This is a genomic window from Bradyrhizobium sp. 190, from assembly GCF_023073415.1.
Classification (GTDB): Bacteria; Pseudomonadota; Alphaproteobacteria; order Rhizobiales; family Xanthobacteraceae; genus Bradyrhizobium.
Genome location: NZ_JADPJL010000024.1, coordinates 92,539 through 110,569, shown reverse-complemented (window position 1 = coordinate 110,569; position 18,031 = coordinate 92,539). Strand labels below are relative to the sequence as shown.

The window sequence follows — 18,031 nt, the reverse complement described above, 5'->3', positions numbered from 1 at the left end:
AGGTTACATACTTCCGCAGCGGCCGGCATCGGTTACCTTAACCCGCGACCTGCTTGATGCGGGCGATCAGTTCGTCGACGGCCTTTTCGACCGGCACCTTCTCGCTCACCACGCGGTTCATCGCCTTGGCCCAGACGTTCTCGTTGTTGAGGATCGTGAACTTCCAGTTCTTGGTGAAGTCGAACGGCGTGGTGCCGCCGGTGAACTGATTGTACACGGCCTTGCGATGGCGGTCAGCCTGCCAGAACGGGCTCTGCTGGCTGGCCGTCGTCACCGGGAACCAGCGGCCGAGCGCGCCTTCGATATAGGGCCGAAGGTTTTCCTCCTGCAGCAGGAACTTGATGAACTCCTTGCCCTCGGCCTTGTTCTTGGCGACCGTGAACATCAGCCCGGTCTTGACGTCCGAGCGGTACTTGATCGGCGTGCCGTCCGGCTTGTTGGGGAACGACGCGGTGATGATGGTCTCGTCATAGTTCTTCTTGCCGAGTGCCCGCTGTTCCGGCGTCAGTGCCGCGTTGTTGGAGTCGTCGAGCCATTTCGCCGCGATCGAGATCGTGAAGTTGTGCGTCATCACGATCGTCTTGTTGTGGAAGGCGACGTTGTTGTCCGGGTCCTTCCAGGTGGTGGAGGAGGGCGGCGAGCAGGTCTTGAGGTAGGTATCGGTATAATCCTTCATCGCCTTGATCAGGTTTTCCCGCACCTTGGGATCGTCGACCAGGAGCTTGCCGTCGTCATCGACCAGCTTGACGTTGTAGGCGTCCATGAAGGTGTAGAACGACTGGAAGGCGTCGGTGGATTCCACGCCCATCGGCTGGCCGACGGCGTAGACACGCTGGCCGGTGGCCTTGCGGATCGCGGGCTGCACCTTGTCGCACCAGAACGACCAGTAATCTTCCCACTTGGTCGGGATGTCGCTTTGCTTGAAGCCGGCCTGTTCCAGCATGTCCTGCCAGATCTGGACGTGCATGCTCTGCTGCTTCAGCGGGAAGCCGTAATAGGCTTTCTTCTTGGCGACGTCGTTATAGAGCAGAGCGGTTTCCAGCGTGTTCGGCGCGAACGCCGATTTCATCGGCGTCAGGATGTCGCCGAGATCCTCAAGCTTGCCCTCGAACGCCCATTTGCCCTGCGCCTGCACGTCATAGCTGTCGGAATAGGCGACGTCGGGTACGGTTCCGGAATCCAGCGCAGCCACCGTCTTCGGGATCATGTCCTGGATGGCGTATTGCGACAGTTCGACCTTGATGCCGGTCTTGGCCTCGAATTTCTTGATCGCCTCAAGCAGCGCATCGTCCTCGGATTTGTAAAAGCCCTTGCCGAACCAGACGGTGATGGTTTTTTGCTGGGCGAGCGCGGGTGCCGTTGCGTAAAACAGCCCGACGGCTGCGACCGCGAGTGAAAGCCCACCTAATTTCTTGGATATCACGTTGTTCTCCCTCAAAACCCGGCTTTTAACCGGTTGGATAATGATAGCGCAACCATGCGGCGTTATCCAGATGGCAAACCCCAGACTTGCGTAGGGGAGGGACCGTTTGTGGCGTCATTACGGGCGAAGGCGAATTGTCCGCATTAGCGCAACGGGCGAAAGGAAGCGATCCAGACTCTCGCCGCACAAAAACTGTCATGCTCCGCGAAAGCGGGGCATCCAGTACGCCGCGGCCTATCGATTCAATCACTGCTGTCTCTGGAATACTGGGTCGCCACGCCAAGGCTTCGTCGAGGCCTTTCCTCGCTGGCTTGCCGGAGCTTTAGCGGAGGCGGCAAGCCGGGCGATGACAACTGAATATGCATCCGTAATCTCGCGGCGCGATGCGCCCGAGGCTTGACCGAAGCTCTCGCCCAATGAGGGCGCAGGGAAGACCGGGTGCGCGCTGCACCCGCGGTCTCGTGTGCAATGTGCACAAAGAAGTGCGCACACGAGCATACAGGTCCAGCGGAGAGCATCCGGCCTTCCCTGCGCAATGGTTTTACGGCTTATGCCGCGCTCTCCCCGGAGACGAATTCCTCTTGCCTCCGTCATCGGCGAATTAGCGGTTTTGCGAGACCCGGTTGGGCTTGCGAAAACCTCCGCCGATTTGACACCAGCAACGGGTGCCAGGACCACACAGTTTTGCCGTACGCAGCTTCCTTCACCAAACCATTCAACCGGCTATGTGCGACCGGCCGAAGTTCTGGGCGGAGGCGTTTAAGCGCCGTTCGTCTACACGCTGTCGATCGCTCACGGAAAACCGCCCTGCGAACATGCCTGCGCGCCCAACGCTGCCGCGTCCACCGCACCCCATCCCAACGTTTCGTGACGATCGCGATACGCCCCTCGTTCAAGGGGATGAGGAGCCGGAGTTATGGGCGTGGTTTTGGGGGAAACGGGAAGGGGAATATTTTTGGGGAAGGGGGCTGGACGGGTCGAATGCTGCAAGTAGCCCGCATGAGTAGAGCGATATGCGGGATCCACTTGCTGGCTGGCCATTGACGAATGTCGCTAAGCCGCGGCGCCATGAACTGAACGTGGGCGTTGCATACGACGGAGGGCGATCCCGCAGGGCCAGCGCCGGGCTAGATCTATGCTAAGCTTCTTCCAGCAGATGGTTGGTTGGGTTTCGCGGAGAGGATTGTGAGGCGACGTGAGTTCATCGCGCTCCTCGGCAGCGCGGCGGCAATCCGGCCACTCGGCGCGCATGCCGAGCGCTCGCCGGAGCGCATCCTCTATTTCACACACTCGGCCGGCTACCGGCACGATGTCATACCGCTTTCCAAGACAGTCCTGCATCAGCTTGGAAGCAATTCGGGTGTCTTTGAAGTCAATGCAACGGAAGACACGTCTGAATTTTCCGCCGAAAACCTCGAGCGCTACGCCGCGGTGATGTTCTACACGTCAGGAGAACTTCCGATGAGCGGCGCGCAAAAGACGGCGCTTCTCAACTTTGTGCGCTCAGGCCGCGGGTTCCTCGGCGTTCATTCGGCGACGGACACATTCTACAGCTGGCCGGACTATCTCGATCTGGTCGGCGGCTACTTTAATGGTCATCCCTGGCATCAGGCCGTGACGATCGAGGTAATTGATCCCCGCGATCCCCTGGTGGCTTTTCTCGGGAATTCGTTGCAAATCGAGGACGAGATCTACCAGATCAGCGACTTCGACTATCGCGGATCACGCGTGCTCCTGCGCCTCGACCCAAGCTCGGTGGACGTTGGCAAGGCCGGCGTGCATCGGCGATTCTATGGTTGGCCTCTCGCATGGACGCGAACTTACGGCGAGGGACGCGTATTCTATACGGCGCTAGGCCACGAGCCGTCAGTCTGGCAGGACGCCCGCTACCAGCGAATCTTAGCGAATGCGATCCTCTGGTCTATTCGACGATCGCCCTAGCAAGCGGCCCGCATGAGCACAGCGATACGCGGGATCAGAGACAAGGTCCCGGATGTCGCAGAGCCTGTCACCACTGTGCGAGCGCAATTGCGCTCGTTGCTGGGCACGCAGTCGCGCGAGCCGTTGGCTCATCCGGACTACGCTTGCTTATCAAAACGAATTCGCCAGCTCGATCTCCGCCTTCAGCGCCGCGATCCGCCGCTCGGCTTCCCTTGCCGTCAGATCCCTCTCGAACAACTTCGGCTGATAGGCCTCGGCGCTGAGGGTGCGGAGCGTCGCCAGTTGGCGCGGTGTCATCGGCGCGTCGACCTGGTCGGGGAGGCGGGGCATCGGGAACTCCAAAGAATCTTTGCTTGGGGGCCGACTCTTAACTTGAAATTTGTTCTTTATTTGTTCTTATAGGGTTCAACCCGAGCGAGGTGGCCCATGGACAATAAATTGAATGAAATTCGTAGAAAAATCAGGTTCTTGCGGGCGGAGATGTTGAGCGCGGAGGATAATATCCGCAAACGGGTCAACCGGGATGAGGACTGCTCGGAGGCCGCCATTCACCTGATGTCCATGCGGGTCGTCATGCTCGGGCTCATCAGCGAGCGGAACCGGCTCGGCGGCGAAGAGCGGCTGCTCAATGTCGACGAGCGGCTGAAGCTGGATGTCCGCGCGGCCAGCAGAAAACCCGCGAACGGGGTGCCAGCGCGTTTTCCAGCGAAAGCCGGCCCCGGATTTGATCCGGGGTGGGGACCGGTTCGCGTCAAGAAAACGCGTCCAATCAAAAATCCAGAGCACCGTTTCGATTCAATCGGAACGGAAAAGGCTCGAGGCCGCCGTGAGCGATGATCCGATTCAAGCCCTGCGCCGGCGGATTGCCGAGCTGGACCAGCTTACGCGTCAGCTCGATCAATCCGGCCTCGACAATGCGAGGGCGCAGCTCCTGCTCTCGCGCAAGCGGGCGGAGCTGGAAGACTTCATCAACAGGGGCCAGCGATGTCAGGACCGCTCAGATGGTACGACCACAATGCGGATAACCCGCCATGGATAAAAGCCCTGGCGGAGGTCCGCATCCAGGCGACGCGGGAAGGCTGGTGCCACGCGCATGTGCAGGCGATCATCGTTGCGATCGACCAGTATGCCGAAGCGGCGTTGGGTAACCGGAGTTATTTTCTCAACAAGCCTTATGGGGTTGGGGGTGGCCGGAGCAATGACGTCCCCTAATTGTCTGGAATTTGTATAGCTATGGCCCGATGACAGACTCGGTTCGCCCTCGCAAGTTATCCGACCGGCTATTGACCCTGCCAGACAGGCCCGGCAGGTTCCTGCCATGCGTTTCGAGATTCTTGGTGAAATTTCCGGCATCGAAACCTTCGCGACCGGGTCCGGTATTCGCGAGATTGCGCGACTGCGACGAATCTATGGACGAGGCCGCTGGCGCAAGCGCAAAGGCATTGCCCGCGTAAGATTATCCGATGGCTCGACCCACGTGGCTGAGTTACACTGGTACGAGGCGACTGGGATCGGTCGCAAGGAATTCAAAATCAAGCACCTGCTTTGAGGCCATGACCAAGACACAAGCAAAACAATTGGTCGTTTGCGTTGAAAACGACGGCTATGCGGTTTCGCTTGAGAAGCGCAAGATCTACGTGGCGCTGCGCGATGCCGCAGCCGACAAGCACGATATGCTGCGGATTGTCGATGAATCCGGTGAGGATTACCTCTACCCGAAGGCTTTCTTCCGTTCGATCGCGCTGCCGCAGGCTGTCAGAAGGGCCGTGTTGGCTGCGTAGCCCGCGTATTGCGAAATAGCGAATCCTTACGCCGAGTCAGGCCGCCGATAGCCACACCTTGAACCTGCTGCCAAACAGCAAGTAGCCCGCATGAGCGCTGCGATATGCGGGATCGGAGATAGAATCCCGGATGTCGTTGTCGCTCATCCGGGCTACGCGGCCACGACCAGGCTAGTCTAGTTCGCCTTCGCTCCATCCGCCGTTTCCGGCGCCGCCGGCTGCCGTCCACCGCCGGTAAACCGCTCGATCACCGAGCGCACCGCATCGCGTGTCTTGCGGTCCTTCACGGCATCCAGCAAGGGCGCTGCACCCGGCGAGCGGCGGATCAGGCTTTCGGGATCGGGGAATACCAGGGGATCGTCCCATGGGCCCTGCACCACGAACGGGAGTTCAAATCCCTTGTCGCCGCCGGCCGCCGCAGGCGTCAGGCTGGCGACGCCCTTGAGGTCGTATTCGCGGGATGGCACCGAGGCGGTGCCGGTCAAGGTCAGGCGCGTCGTCGGTCCGTCGACGCGGACGTCCTCGACGGTGGCGATGCCGTCGTTGAAGCGCACCGAGACGTTAAGATTGTCGTAGGGCGTCGAGCCGCTGCGCAGATTGCCGGCGCCGGTTAGCGGCCGGCGCTCCAGCCGCTTCAGGAGTTGTTCGACATTGAAGCCGGCGATCGCGCCATCATGGCCGACCAGCGTGGCGCTGCCGTCGAGCGAGGAGGCGAGGCCGAACGGGCTCGAGCCGGAGGCCGTCAGCGAAACCCCGAGATTGCCGCGGCCGGATAGTTTAGTGATGCCGAACAATTCGTTGGCGCAGGTCTGCAGATCGACGTCGGTGAACTGCAACTGCGCCTTGACGTCGGCCACTGCGTCCGAGCGCGCGATGCCGAATGAGCCCTTGGCAATGCCGCCATACATCTGCGCTTCGCCGACCGAGAGCGCCAGCGCGCCGTTGCGCAGGTTAGCGCCCAGGGCGGTGCGGCCGAGCTTGGTCCCGCCGACCGTCACCTTCGCCGCCGACAGGCGCATGTCGAGATCGGTGGCGGACAACGACGTGAGGTCGAACAATTGCCGGTTCCAGTCCCGCGCGCCGCTCGCCAGCAGGCGCACGGTGGAGATGTAGGGCGTGAAATCGAGGTTGCCGGCAGCGAGGGTGGCCTGCAGCGTCTGGCGGCCGTTGTTGGCCACCGTCATCACGCCTTCGGCGGCGTTGCCGTCGAGTTCGACATTCACGTTGGTCAACGCGACCGAGGCGCCGACGACATTGGCGCGGGCTCTCAGTGTAAAGCGGCCGAAGCCGCCGCTGCCGGGCACCGGCTGTCCCATCCAGCGCATCGCATTGCGCAGCGACAGGCTGTCGACGGTCACGGTGCCTTCCATCATCAGGCTGGTGCGGTTGGCGACCGAGCCGTCGAAGGCCAGTTTCAGCGGCGCGCTCACGAGGCGCGCCTTCAGGCCCGAGCGGTCGCCCGACAGCATCGCGACGAAGTCGCTGGCCGAGATCGAGCCGTCGACGCGCTCGTTGCGCCAGTCGAATTGCCCGGTCGCCGCGAACGAGCGCGAGATCGACGGCCAGGCCAGCGAGAGATCGATGTCGGCGAGCTGTTCTTTGACGTTGTTGGCGGCGTCCTCATATTTGAGCTGGCCGTCCTGGATCCTGATTTCGGAAAACGACACCTGGTTTTCGGCGCCGGGCTTCATCGTGCGCGCGATCCGCTCGACGAACGGCGTCCAGTTGCTCTCGCCGCCCGCTTCCCTGACGACGCGGATATGCGGCCGCAACATCATGACATCTGCGATTTCGAAGCGGCGCAGCAGCAATGGCAGCAGGCGCAGGTTCGCGGTCAGCACATCGACCTGCAGCGCGGGGTCCATGGTGCCGCCGCCCTTCAGCCCGACATTGTGAAAGGAGACGTAGCTTCCCGGAAACACCGAAACGTCGATGGCGCCGGCAACGATCAGATCAAGCCCGGTGACATCGCGGATCTGCGCCTCGACCGCCTGCCGCAGCGCGTCGCGGTTGAGGAACCAGGAGGTTCCGATCAGGGCGAGCACCGCCAAGCCGAACAACGCCGCAATCGGCATCCCGAGGCGCTTCATTCCTTGGGCCATCGTCAATGACATATCCGGATCTGGCTAAACCGAACTCGGGTTGCTGCTACGGGGACTTGTTGATTAAGGGTCTATCATGATTGGGGCAGGCGCCGTGTCGGTAAGCCCGTGCCAACCCACGCAACTTGAAGGGTTTTCTTGACGCTTTCAAGGCCGAGGTGGCGCCCGGTGGGCGGTTCGGCGGCATAATCCCCCTGTCATTGACGCACCGCGAAGAATTCGCCTAATAATCCGGGACATAATGCCGGCCTACGGCCGTTCCCTCCATCAGGTCATATTCCATGAACAAGGTTTATCCCGACGCCAAATCGGCACTCGATGGCGTTCTCAAGGACGGCATGATGATCATGTCCGGTGGTTTCGGTCTGTGCGGTATCGCCGAAACCCTGTCGGACGCGATCCGCGATTCCGGCGTCAAGGGTTTGACGGTCGTCTCCAACAATGCGGGCGTCGACGGCATCGGCCTCTCCAGGCTCCTGGAGACGCGGCAGATCAAAAAGATGATCTCGTCCTATGTCGGCGAGAACAAGCTGTTCGCGCAGCAATACCTCGCAGGTGAACTGGAACTCGAATTCAACCCGCAGGGCACGCTGGCCGAGCGCATCCGCGCCGGCGGCGCCGGTATCCCGGCCTTCTACACCAAGACCGGCGTCGGCACGCTGATCGCCGAAGGCAAGGAAGTGAAGGAATTCGACGGCGAGAAATACATCATGGAGCGTGGCCTGTTCGCTGATCTGGCCATCGTCCACGCCTGGAAGGGCGACACTGCCGGTAACTTGATCTACCGCAAGACCGCGCGCAACTTTAACCCGATGATGGCGACCGCCGCGAAGGTCACGGTGGCCGAGGTCGAGCAACTGGTGCCGGCCGGCGAACTCAATCCCGACCACATCCATACACCCGGCATTTTCGTCAAACGCATCATCGAAGTGGGCACCGGCACGAAGCGGATCGAGTTCCGCAACACCCGCCCGCGGCCCGCAGCATAAGCGCGACACAGGAGAACTGACATGGCCTGGACCCGTGAACAGATGGCCGCGCGCGCCGCGAAAGAGTTGCGCGACGGCTATTACGTCAATCTCGGCATCGGCATCCCGACGCTGGTCTCGAACTACATTCCCGACGGCATCGACGTGAACCTGCAGAGCGAGAACGGCATGCTCGGCATGGGCCCGTTTCCTTACGAGGGCGAGGAAGACGCCGACCTCATCAACGCCGGCAAGCAGACGGTGAGCGAACTGCCGTCGACCAGCTATTTCTCCTCGGCCGATTCCTTCGGCATGGTGCGCGGCGGGCATATCGATCTGTCGATCCTCGGCGCGATGCAGGTCGCGCAGAACGGCGACCTCGCCAACTGGATGATCCCCGGCAAGATGGTGAAGGGCATGGGCGGCGCGATGGACCTCGTCGCCGGCGTCAAGCGCGTCGTCGTCGTCATGGAGCATTCCGCCAAGGACGGTCCGAAGCTTTTGAAGACGTGCAATTTGCCGCTGACCGGCGAGAAGGTCGTCGACATGGTGGTGACGGATCTCGCGGTCTTCACCATCGACAAGCATGGCAAGGACGGCATGGCGCTGATCGAGCTCGCCGACGGCGTTACGCTGGACGAGGTGAAGGCGAAGACCGAAGCCGAGTTCCGCGTCGCGCTGAAGAACGCGTGAGCCGCTGATGGGGCGATCGGCAGTCACGATCCGCCCCGCACGTCCCGAAGACGCAAGCTTCATTGCCCGCAACATCCTGTCGTCGCAGCGCGGCCCGTTCCCGCGCGGCTGGTTCGACATCGCGCTTGGCTGGGACGAACCGCAATGCCTTGCGTTCGTCGAATGCATCGCGATCGCGCCAACGCAATCGTGGTGGCACATCACCCAATTCATCGTCGCTGAGGTCGAGGGTGAACCGGCCGCATCGCTCTGCGCGCTGCCCGCTGAAGGCACCGAGGCTGCCGCGCGGGCGGCGATCCGGGAGGTGGCGACCGCGATAGGGCTGAGCGCCGCCGATCTGATGGCGATCTTCCGGCGTGGCGCCTATGGAGCGAATTGCTGGGTGCAGGGCGGCGACGGCGAATGGCTGATCGAGCATGTCGCCACGCTGCCGGAATTTCGTGGGCGCGGGTTGGTGCAGGCCTCGATCGATCACGCCCTCGCCGCCGGCAGGGCTGCGGGATTCGAGCGGGCCTCGATCTCTTTTTTGATCGGCAACGAGGCGGCGGAGCGATGTTACGCCAAAGCGGGTTTTACATTCGCTGAAGAGAAGCGCGACCCGGCGTTCGAGGCGATCACGGGTTCACCGGGCTTCCGCCGCTTCGCGCGCGCGATCTAGAAAATTTCGTAGGGTGGGCAAAGCGCAGCGTGCCCACCATCTATCCTCGACCATTATCCTGAATGGTGGGCACGCTGCGCTTTGCCCACCCTACGATTCTCGACTACGCCGGCCCTGACGGTATGTCCGAGAACCGCGTCAGCCACGCCACCGGGCCGATGCTGGCGGCGACGATCAGTAACGCCGCCAGCGCGCCTTCCTCAAAACTGCCGCGGCTGGCGTACTGGTAGATCGAGGTGGCCAGCGTTTCGACGTTGAGCGGCCGCAGCAACAGCGTTGCCGGCAACTCCTTCAGGCAATCCACGAACACCACGATGACAGCGCCGAGCATGGCAGGGCGCAGCAGCGGCAGATGGATCAGCCGCATCGTCGTGGTCTGGCCGGCGCCGACGGCGCGCGCGCTGTCGTCGTAATCGCGCGGAATCCGCTCGAACCCTGCCTTGATGAATCCGGTTGGTACCGCGAGAAACCGGATCACATAGGCGATGACGACGGCGGCGCCGGAGCCGACCAGGATCAGTCCCGGCATCGATCGTCCGAGCGATGCGGCGAGCGTGTTCAGCGCGTTGTCGATGGCGAGCAGTGGCGCCAGCAGCCCGAGCGCCAGCACGAGCCCGGGCAGCGTGTAACCCAATTGCGCGATGTTCATCGCAACGAAGCGCAGCCTGTTCGGCCGCCAGCGCCAGGCCAGAATGGTCGCGAATCCCAGCAGCAGCGCGGCGAGTGTGGCAAGGCTCGCGAACGCTATCGAGTTGAAGGCATCGCGCCACAACGCCATGTCGAAATTCGCAAACAGCCCGCGCTTGAAACTCTGATGCGCGAGATACAACAGCGGCACCAGAAATCCGAGGCACACCGGCAGCAGGCAAGCCGCGAATGCTAGACCGCCCTTGATGCCGGCAAGCGTCGTCCGTTGCGTCAGCCGCGGGCTCTCGGCGGAAAATTCCGTCGTGACGTTGCGCCGTCCGTAACGCTCGATCGCGATCAGGCCTGCCACGATCGCCAGCATGAAGCAGGACAACTGCGCGGCGCCGGCAAGGCTGCCGCGGTTGAGCCAGGTCGTGAACACCGAGACCGTGAGCGTGCGGACGCCGAGATATTCGCTGGCGCCGATGTCGTTCAGCGTTTCCAGCGATACCAGCGCGACGCCGACCGCAAGCGCCGGCCGTGCCATCGGCAGCGAGATGCGCCAGAAGGTGGTCCAGCGGCCGGCGCCGAGCGTCTTCGCGGCCTCGGCGAACTCCGCGCTCTGGAACTGAAACATCGTGCGCGCCGAAAGATAGACGTAAGGGTAGAGCACCAGCGCGATTACGATGATGGCGCCGGGCAGCGAGCGCAAATTGGGAAGCACGCGCACCGCGTCCTGCAGCGGCAGCCAAAGTGCGAGCGTCTTGTGGACCAGGCCGAGCGGCTCGAACAAATCGACATAGACATAGGCCGCGAGGTAGGTGGGGATCGCGAGCGGCAGCGGCAGCAGCCAGAGCAGCATTTGCCGGCCGCGGAACTCATGCAGCGAGATCAGCCACGCCGTGCCGGTGCCGATCGCGAGCGACAGGGCGGCGACGCCGAAGAGCAGGAGCGCGGTGTCGAGAAGGCTCCGCGGCAGCACGTATTTGATGAGGGTCTGCCAGACATCAGGCGCAGGCTGCATCGCCAGCACGATGATGGAGATGACGGGAGCGGCAACAAGGATGGCGGTCGCGACCGCGATCAATGCGGCGATCCGGCCCGAGCGCGTGGTCCGGGTCACGCCAGCTCACATCGGCAAGAAGCCGGAAGCCCATGCAGCATTATGCCCTCTCCCGGGGTGGGAGAGGGCATGTTGGCGTAATTACTGTCGCGACTTGGTGCGATCAATTATCGAATCCGACCTTGTCCACCAGCGTCGAGGCTGCCTTGCGGTTGGCGGCGATCTTGGCGATCGGGAGCGGATCGGCGGTGAGCTTGCCGTAGCCCGCAATCGTCGGGTTGACGCCGACGCCGGCGCGGACCGGGTACTCGTAGTTGGAGTCGGCGTAGATCTTCTGCGCCTTGTCGCCGACGAGCCACTCGATCAGCTTGACGCCATTGGCCTTGTTCGGCGCGTTCTTCGCCAAGAGGACGCCCGAGAGGTTGACGTGGGTGCCGCCGCCCTCGAAGGTCGGCAGGATCACCTTAGTTGCTTCCGCCCACGGCTTCTTCTCGGGATCGTTGTTCATCATCAGCGCCCAGTAGTAGGTGTTGCCGATGCCGATGTCGCACTTGCCGGCCGCGACGTCGCGCGCGGCTTCGCGGTCGCCGCCGGAGGGCTTTTGCGCCAGATTGGCCTTCAGGCCTTTCAGCCATTCCTCGGCCTTGGCCTCGCCGTACTTCGCCGTGTAGGCCGCGAACAGGCCGTTGTTGTAGATGTGCTGGCCGGAACGGATGCAGATCTTGCCCTTCCACTTGGGATCGGCGAGCTCTTCATAGGTGATCTTGTCCTGCTTGACGCGGTCCTTCGAGGCGTAGATCACGCGCGCGCGCATCGAAATGCCGGCCCAGTGTCCGTCAGGATCGCGGTACTGCGCCGGCACGATCTCGTCGATCACGACGGATTTGATCGGCTGGGTGACGTCGGCCTTCACGGCGTCGTCGAGACGGCCGAGATCGACCGTGAGCAGTACGTCGGCGGGGCTGTTGGCCCCTTCGGCTTTCATGCGCTGCTCGAGACCTGAGCTTGCCGAGACCACGTTGACCTTGATGCCGGTGTCCTTGGTGAAGGCATCGAACAGCGGCTGGATCAGCTTGGTTTCGCGATAGGTGTAGACATTGACCTCGCCGTCGGCGGACGCCGGCGAAGCTCCGAACGCGGTCAAACAAAGCAACGCTGCGGTTGCGGCGGTAGCGCGAAATTTGGTCATGAGAGTTGCCCGACAAAGCTGGTGAAGATGCCGGTGTCAGTAGCGCAGCGGCTGCCATGCCGTCAGCGACTGGATGTCGCGAACGGCCCGATTTAGAAGGATTCCAGCGTTATGATTTAGAGTGATTCCAAAGTGGACGAGCTGCCACCGTGTGCGAACCGTGTGCGGGGACGCAACCATCGGCGCTCAATGGGTGAGGTCGAAATTGACGGCAGCGGTGTTGCCGCCGCTGATGATGATGGCAACGCGCTCGCCCGTGACGGGCCTGTAGGCGCCCGACAGGATCGCCGAGAATGCCGCTGCGCCACCCGGTTCTGCCACGATGCGCAAGGCGCGCCAAAGCGTCGCCTGTGCGTCGGCGATTGCGGCGTCCGAAACCAGCACGGTTTGTCGTGCGTATTTCTGGACGATCGGAAAGACCCGTTCACCCACGCGTCTCGGCGCCAGTGAATCCGCCGCCAGCCCACCGGCCTCCGCATCGACCGGATGGCCAGCCTCAAAAGCCCGGGTCAGCGTGGGCGAAGCAAGCGGCTCGACGCCGATCACCTTGATACGGCCAGCGTACCAGGCGGCAAGTCCTGCGACCAGTCCGCCGCCGCCCACCGATACCAGCAGCGTATCGATATCCGGCGCCTGGTCGGCGAGTTCGAGGCCGAGCGTTCCCTGTCCCATGATGGTCTCGTTCTGGTCGAAGGCCGGCACTTGCAATGCGCCGGTTTGCTGCGCCCATATCTCGCTTGCCGCGAGCGCGTCGGCATAGCGATCGCCCTCGATCGCGAGGTCGGCGCCATAGTCGCGGATACGCTGCAGCTTCGCCGGCGAAGAGATGTTCGGAACGAAAATCTTGGCCGGCTTGCCAAGCTTCATCGCGGCATAGGCGACCGCCGCGCCGTGGTTGCCTCCGGACGCCGCGACCACGCCGGCCTTCGGTACGTCACGGGTCAAAAGATTGGCGAACGCGCCGCGCGCCTTGAACGAGCCGGAGTGCTGAAGCAGCTCCAGCTTGAGCGTCAGCGTCTGGCCGGGAAGGCCGAACTCGGTCGCATCGACGTCGACGACCGGCGTTCGCCGGATGAGGGGCCGAATGAGCCTCTCGCATTGTTCGATCGTTTCCGAAGTTACCGCATCCACCGGCGCGTTCATTCCCAAGTCCCCCACGGCTTGTTGACAGAAATTAGTCATTTAGCTAATTAGCAATATGGCTTCTTTCGAGGATGACGTCGAGTCTGCTTTTCGCGCGCTCGCCAGCGATCGGCGGCTGTTGATCCTGGAATGGCTGAAACGCCCCCGGGCGCATTTTCGCCCGCAGGTCGACGGCGATCTGGTCAAGGACGGGGTCTGCGGGGTGTTGATTGCCGAGAAGCTCGGCGTCAGCCAGCCCACCGTGAGCGAGCATCTGAAGATATTGTCGCAGGCCGGACTGGTGAGCGCCAAGCGCGTCAAGCAGTGGACGTTCTACAAGCGCGATGAAGCGCGCATCGCCAAGCTAAAAGCCGCCATGCTCGAAAAGATCTGATGCTCGGTCTTCGGCCGAATTCTGTCGGCCGTGATCTCAAACGGGATTATCCCTGATAGAGGGACTAATCCTCGCTCGCCTTGAACCGGTTCATCCCCTTCAGCACGAACGGCGCCAGCAGCGCGATCAGCGCAATGCCGAGCAGCGTGGCCGACATCGGACTTTGCAGCAGCACCATGGGATCGCCGAGGCTGATGGCGAGCGCGCGGCGCAACTGGCTTTCGGCGATTGGCCCTAAGATGAGACCGACGACGACAGGCGCGATCGGAAAATCGAACCGGCGCATCAGAAAGCCCAGCACGCCAAAACCCGCCAGCATCGACAGTTCGACGACCGATGGCTTTGCCGCGATGGTGCCCATGGTCGCGAACACGAGAATGCCTGCGTACAGCCACGGCTGCGGGATCGCGAGCAGTTTTACCCACAGGCCGACCAGCGGAAGGTTGAGAACCAGCAGCATGACGTTGGCGATGAACAGGCTGGCGATCAGGCCCCACACCAGGTCGGGCCGCTCGGCGAACAGCAGCGGTCCCGGGTTCAGGCCGTATTGCTGAAATCCCGCCAACATCATCGCAGCCGTTGCCGAGGTCGGAAGGCCCAGCGTCAGCAAAGGCACGAGCGTACCGGCGGCGGAGGCGTTGTTGGCGGCTTCCGGCCCGGCGACACCTTCGATCGCGCCCTTGCCGAATTCCTCCGGATGTTTCGTCAGCCGCTTCTCGGTCGAATAGGACAGGAATGTCGGAATTTCGGCCCCGCCGGCGGGGAGCGCGCCGATCGGAAAACCGAACATCGTCCCGCGCAGCCACGGTTTCCATGACCGCTTCCAGTCCAGTTTCGTCATCCACAGCGAGCCGCGCACCGGCTCGATCTTCTCCTCGGCGTGATGGCGGCGCGAGGCGACGTAGAGCGCTTCGCCGAGCGCGAACAGGCCGACCGCAAGTGTCGTCACTTCGACGCCGTCGAGCAGTTCGGGGATGCCGAACGCAAGCCGGGCCTGGCCGGTGAGCTTGTCGATACCGATCAGGCCGAGCGTCAGCCCGATGAACAGGCTGGTCAGTCCGCGGATCGGCGAATCTCCGAAGGTTGCGGACACCGTGATAAAGGCCACGCACATCAGCGCGAAATAATCCTCAGGCCCGAAGCGCACCGCGAAATCCACCAGCCACGGCGCCAGAAAGGCGAGGCCGATGGTGGCGATGGTGCCCGCGACGAACGAGCCGATCGCCGCCGTCGCCAGCGCCGGCCCGCCGCGGCCGGCCTTGGCCATCTTGTTGCCCTCGAGCGCCGTCGCCATCGATGCGCTCTCGCCGGGCGTGTTGATCAGGATGGCGGTGGTCGATCCGCCATACATGCCGCCGTAATAGATGCCGGCGAACATGATCAGCGAGCCGCCGGGATCGAGCTTGTAGGTAACCGGCAGCAGCAACGCGACCGTGAGCGCCGGACCGATGCCGGGCAGCACGCCGACCGCGGTGCCGAGGAACACGCCGATCAGCGCGTAGAGCAGGTTCATCGGCTGCACGGCGACAGCCATGCCATGCGCGAGCGCAGCGAAAGTTTCCATTACAGCAGTCTTTCCAGAGGCCCGGTGGGGAGGCTCAACGTCAGCAGCCGATCGAAAGCGAGATAGATCAGGGTGGTCATCACGATGGCGATGGCGGAGTCGGCGAAAATGGCGCGCCGTCCGAAAGCAGCCGAGGTAGTGACGAACAAGGCCGAGGTCGCAAGGATGAAGCCGCCGCCAAGGCCGATGATGGCGATCAAAAGCGCCAGGCCCCCGAGGATCAGCAGCACGGCCGTGGGATCGGCGCTCTCGCGCTCCGGCAGGTTGCCGCGCAGCGCGTCGATCAGATTGCCGATCGCGAGAAGGCCAAGCCCGATGGCGATGACGACCGGCATCACCTCGGGCCCCATCCCGTACATCGTCGTGGCCGGCAGTTGCCTTGAGTCCCATACCAGCACCACGGCAAGTGCCGCGAGCGCGAGCGCAATGACGACACCGGCGCGATCGACGCGCCGCGCCGCCGGACCTTGCGGAAGATCCGTCATGATTTGACGAGGCCGACCGACTTCAGCACGTCGGTGACGCGCGCGGTTTCCTTCTTCAGGAAATCGGCGAACGCATCGCCGCCGAGATAAGCGTCATCCCAGCCCTTCTGCTTGAGGATGTCCTTCCAGGCGTCCGACTTGACCATGTTCTCCACCGCATTGCTCAGGGTCTTGCGCTGTTCCGGCGTGATGCCGGGAGGCGCGACCACCGAGCGCCAGTTGGCCAGCACGAGGTCGATGCCTTGTTCCTTGAAGGTCGGAATGTCGCTGCCGGCGATACGCTTCTCCGACGTCACGCCGAGCGCGCGCAGCTTGCCGGACTTGATCTGGCCTTCGTATTCGCTCAGTCCCGAAATGCCCGCGGTGACTTTGCCGCCAAGAATGGCCGCCAGCGACTCGCCGCCTCCGGAGAATGGAATGTAGTTGACCTTCTTGGCGTCAGCGCCGATCGCGCCCGCAAACAGCGCCGCCATCACATGGTCGACGCCGCCGGCCGAGCCGCCGGCGAAGGTCACCTTGGCGATGTCGGCCTTCACGGCAGCGGCAAGATCCTGCGCCGTCTTGATCGGCGAATTCGCCGGCACGACGATCACCTGGATCTCCTCGGTGAGGCGCGCAATCGGCGTCACCTGTTCGAGCGTCACCGGCGACTTGTTCATGGCGAGCGCGCCGACCATGACGAAGCCGTTCACCATCATCTGGTTACCGTCGCCCTTGGCGCCGTTGACGAACTGCGCGATGCCGACACTGCCGCCAGCGCCGGCCACGTTGGTGACCTGCACGCTGCGGGCGATCTTGGCGGCGACCAGCGCCTGCTGCATCGACCGGGCGGTCTGATCCCATCCGCCGCCGGGTGCGGCGGGCGCCATGATCTTGAGCTCGAGCTGCTGCGAGAGGGCAGGTGCTGCGGCTGCAAGCGTCAACGCGAAGACCGCGCCGAACAGGCGCGTATGAAACGGGATCATGGGGGTTTCCTCCAGGCTCACACAGAGCGGCTCTGTGTCAATTCGCCGCATATCAGCCGGAAAAGGCGCCGCTGTCCAGAAGGACCTTACGTGTCCGAACCGGATCTCAAAGATTTCGCTAGGGCTTTGAAGCGTGTGCGTTTTTGGCCTTCGGCACTTGCCTTGAACGAAGTGAAACGCCAACTGCTCGGCACGTCCGAAGAGGAGCCGTGCTTTGCTTCGCCTTGGCTAGGGCGCCTGAGTAGAACGCGATGACGAAGGGTGGCCAGGACCTCGGGGTCGAACGCGCCGGCGATGATGGAAGGGAAATCAATGCACGAGAATTCTCAATCCGGCCGAGAAGCCGATCGAAGCAGCGGCCGCAAGATGCGGCTGTTCTCCGCCGCCTTGAGCATGTTCGGCGCCAAGGTTCAGATTGCTGCGCACGAGAAGGACATCGACTTCGAGCTGGTCATGGTCCCCTTCACCCAGAAGGAGGGTTATGCGCCAAAGCATCCGGAAGTCCTGCGCATCAATCCGAAGCGCCAGGTCCCGGTGCTGATCGACGGTGACCTCGAGATTTTCGATTCCACCCAGATCTTCGAGTATCTCGAAGACATCATGCCGAATCCTGCGCTGTGGCCCGCGACTCCGGCAGCGCGAGCCTGGGCTCGCCGGCTGGAGCATGAATCGGACGAGGTCTATTTCCCGCATATCATCAAATTGATGCCGCTCTGGAATACGCCAGACGATCCCGCCGGGAAGCCCGCGCGCGAGGCCGCTGCCGCTTTTTACCGAACGATGGAGCGCGCGCTTGGCGACCGCGAGTTTCTCGCCGGCGAATATTCCTTTGCCGATATCGCGTTCTATATGGCCCAGCTGTTCGGCGCCCGCATGGGGGCCGACATGACCAATGAGACGCCAAACCTTCTGCAATGGCGGCAGCGCATGACGGCAAGACCGGCTGTCATCAAAGTCGTCGCACCGATGGCCGATTATTTGCGCAGCGATGGCCGCAGCGTTCCAGCGTTTCTCTCGCCAATAGCGAGGTGATCGACGCTAGAGCCTTTCGGTTCT

Annotated in this window: 19 protein-coding genes; 10 read left to right on the top strand and 9 right to left on the bottom strand. The window is 62.7% G+C overall.

Features of this window, described 5'->3' with window-relative positions; all coding sequences use genetic code 11:
- Positions 1-37: 37 nt before the first annotated feature.
- Positions 38-1,423 carry an ABC transporter substrate-binding protein gene (locus IVB22_RS16825; RefSeq protein WP_247518429.1) on the bottom strand — a complete coding sequence of 462 codons (1,386 nt, stop codon included), beginning with the start codon at positions 1,421-1,423 and terminating at the stop codon, positions 38-40.
- Positions 1,424-2,587: 1,164 nt separating this feature from the next.
- On the opposite strand from IVB22_RS16825, the gene IVB22_RS16820 reads away from it, so the two are divergent.
- Entirely contained in the window at positions 2,588-3,364 is a 777-nt protein-coding gene (locus IVB22_RS16820; RefSeq protein ID WP_247518428.1) for a ThuA domain-containing protein, read from the top strand.
- A 150-nt stretch (positions 3,365-3,514) separates the two neighbouring features.
- On the opposite strand, the gene IVB22_RS16815 is transcribed toward IVB22_RS16820, so the two are convergent.
- Complete coding sequence (locus IVB22_RS16815; protein WP_247518427.1) at positions 3,515-3,694, bottom strand: DUF3072 domain-containing protein; 180 nt, start codon at positions 3,692-3,694, stop codon at positions 3,515-3,517.
- A 96-nt stretch (positions 3,695-3,790) separates the two neighbouring features.
- On the opposite strand from IVB22_RS16815, the gene IVB22_RS16810 reads away from it, so the two are divergent.
- The 4 genes from IVB22_RS16810 to IVB22_RS16795 all read left to right on the top strand — a co-directional run bounded on the left by IVB22_RS16810 (position 3,791) and on the right by IVB22_RS16795 (position 5,145).
- The gene (locus IVB22_RS16810; RefSeq protein ID WP_247518426.1) at positions 3,791-4,201 is read left to right on the top strand and encodes a hypothetical protein; all 411 of its coding nucleotides are present in this window, start codon (positions 3,791-3,793) and stop codon (positions 4,199-4,201) included.
- Positions 4,202-4,348: 147 nt separating this feature from the next.
- Positions 4,349-4,576, top strand: a complete 228-nt coding sequence (locus tag IVB22_RS16805) for a hypothetical protein (protein WP_247518425.1) — start codon at positions 4,349-4,351, stop codon at positions 4,574-4,576.
- Between the two features lie 106 nt (positions 4,577-4,682).
- On the top strand, positions 4,683-4,913 hold the full coding sequence (locus IVB22_RS16800; RefSeq protein WP_247518424.1) for a hypothetical protein: 231 nt from the start codon (positions 4,683-4,685) through the stop codon (positions 4,911-4,913).
- 4 nt (positions 4,914-4,917) lie between these two features.
- Positions 4,918-5,145, top strand: coding sequence for a hypothetical protein (locus tag IVB22_RS16795; RefSeq protein ID WP_247518423.1), 228 nt, complete (start codon positions 4,918-4,920; stop codon positions 5,143-5,145).
- A gap of 176 nt (positions 5,146-5,321) precedes the next feature.
- Here the strand turns inward: IVB22_RS16795 and IVB22_RS16790 are convergent, their stop codons facing one another.
- Positions 5,322-7,247 (bottom strand): AsmA family protein, encoded by a 1,926-nt coding sequence (locus IVB22_RS16790; protein WP_247518564.1) that lies wholly within the window; start codon positions 7,245-7,247, stop codon positions 5,322-5,324.
- Positions 7,248-7,528: 281 nt separating this feature from the next.
- On the opposite strand from IVB22_RS16790, the gene IVB22_RS16785 reads away from it, so the two are divergent.
- Genes IVB22_RS16785 through IVB22_RS16775 form a run of 3 tightly spaced genes read left to right on the top strand, consistent with a single transcriptional unit; the run spans position 7,529 to position 9,566 of the window.
- On the top strand, positions 7,529-8,236 hold the full coding sequence (locus IVB22_RS16785; RefSeq protein ID WP_247518422.1) for a CoA transferase subunit A: 708 nt from the start codon (positions 7,529-7,531) through the stop codon (positions 8,234-8,236).
- A 21-nt stretch (positions 8,237-8,257) separates the two neighbouring features.
- Positions 8,258-8,908 carry a 3-oxoacid CoA-transferase subunit B gene (locus IVB22_RS16780; protein ID WP_214490657.1) on the top strand — a complete coding sequence of 217 codons (651 nt, stop codon included), beginning with the start codon at positions 8,258-8,260 and terminating at the stop codon, positions 8,906-8,908.
- 7 nt (positions 8,909-8,915) lie between these two features.
- Entirely contained in the window at positions 8,916-9,566 is a 651-nt protein-coding gene (locus tag IVB22_RS16775; protein WP_247518421.1) for a GNAT family N-acetyltransferase, read from the top strand.
- A gap of 103 nt (positions 9,567-9,669) precedes the next feature.
- On the opposite strand, the gene IVB22_RS16770 is transcribed toward IVB22_RS16775, so the two are convergent.
- The 3 genes from IVB22_RS16770 to IVB22_RS16760 form a co-directional block, all read right to left on the bottom strand.
- Positions 9,670-11,316: an iron ABC transporter permease gene (locus IVB22_RS16770; protein ID WP_247518420.1), complete on the bottom strand. Its 1,647-nt coding sequence runs from the start codon at positions 11,314-11,316 to the stop codon at positions 9,670-9,672.
- 103 nt (positions 11,317-11,419) lie between these two features.
- Positions 11,420-12,445 carry a Fe(3+) ABC transporter substrate-binding protein gene (locus IVB22_RS16765; RefSeq protein WP_247518419.1) on the bottom strand — a complete coding sequence of 342 codons (1,026 nt, stop codon included), beginning with the start codon at positions 12,443-12,445 and terminating at the stop codon, positions 11,420-11,422.
- 186 nt (positions 12,446-12,631) lie between these two features.
- The gene (locus IVB22_RS16760) at positions 12,632-13,588 is read right to left on the bottom strand and encodes a threonine/serine dehydratase (RefSeq protein WP_247518418.1); all 957 of its coding nucleotides are present in this window, start codon (positions 13,586-13,588) and stop codon (positions 12,632-12,634) included.
- A 55-nt stretch (positions 13,589-13,643) separates the two neighbouring features.
- Here IVB22_RS16760 and IVB22_RS16755 point away from each other — a divergent pair, with 55 nt between their 5' ends.
- On the top strand, positions 13,644-13,961 hold the full coding sequence (locus IVB22_RS16755) for a helix-turn-helix transcriptional regulator (RefSeq protein ID WP_247518417.1): 318 nt from the start codon (positions 13,644-13,646) through the stop codon (positions 13,959-13,961).
- A 64-nt stretch (positions 13,962-14,025) separates the two neighbouring features.
- On the opposite strand, the gene IVB22_RS16750 is transcribed toward IVB22_RS16755, so the two are convergent.
- Genes IVB22_RS16750 through IVB22_RS16740 form a run of 3 tightly spaced genes read right to left on the bottom strand, consistent with a single transcriptional unit; the run spans position 14,026 to position 16,975 of the window.
- On the bottom strand, positions 14,026-15,525 hold the full coding sequence (locus IVB22_RS16750) for a tripartite tricarboxylate transporter permease (RefSeq protein ID WP_247518416.1): 1,500 nt from the start codon (positions 15,523-15,525) through the stop codon (positions 14,026-14,028).
- Positions 15,525-16,010, bottom strand: coding sequence for a tripartite tricarboxylate transporter TctB family protein (locus IVB22_RS16745; RefSeq protein WP_247518415.1), 486 nt, complete (start codon positions 16,008-16,010; stop codon positions 15,525-15,527). Before IVB22_RS16745 ends, IVB22_RS16750 begins: the two co-directional genes overlap by 1 nt.
- On the bottom strand, positions 16,007-16,975 hold the full coding sequence (locus tag IVB22_RS16740; RefSeq protein ID WP_247518414.1) for a tripartite tricarboxylate transporter substrate binding protein: 969 nt from the start codon (positions 16,973-16,975) through the stop codon (positions 16,007-16,009). The genes IVB22_RS16745 and IVB22_RS16740 overlap by 4 nt, the downstream gene beginning before the upstream one ends.
- Positions 16,976-17,287: 312 nt before the next feature.
- Here IVB22_RS16740 and IVB22_RS16735 point away from each other — a divergent pair, with 312 nt between their 5' ends.
- The gene (locus tag IVB22_RS16735) at positions 17,288-18,007 is read left to right on the top strand and encodes a glutathione S-transferase family protein (RefSeq protein WP_247518413.1); all 720 of its coding nucleotides are present in this window, start codon (positions 17,288-17,290) and stop codon (positions 18,005-18,007) included.
- Positions 18,008-18,031 lie beyond the last annotated feature (24 nt).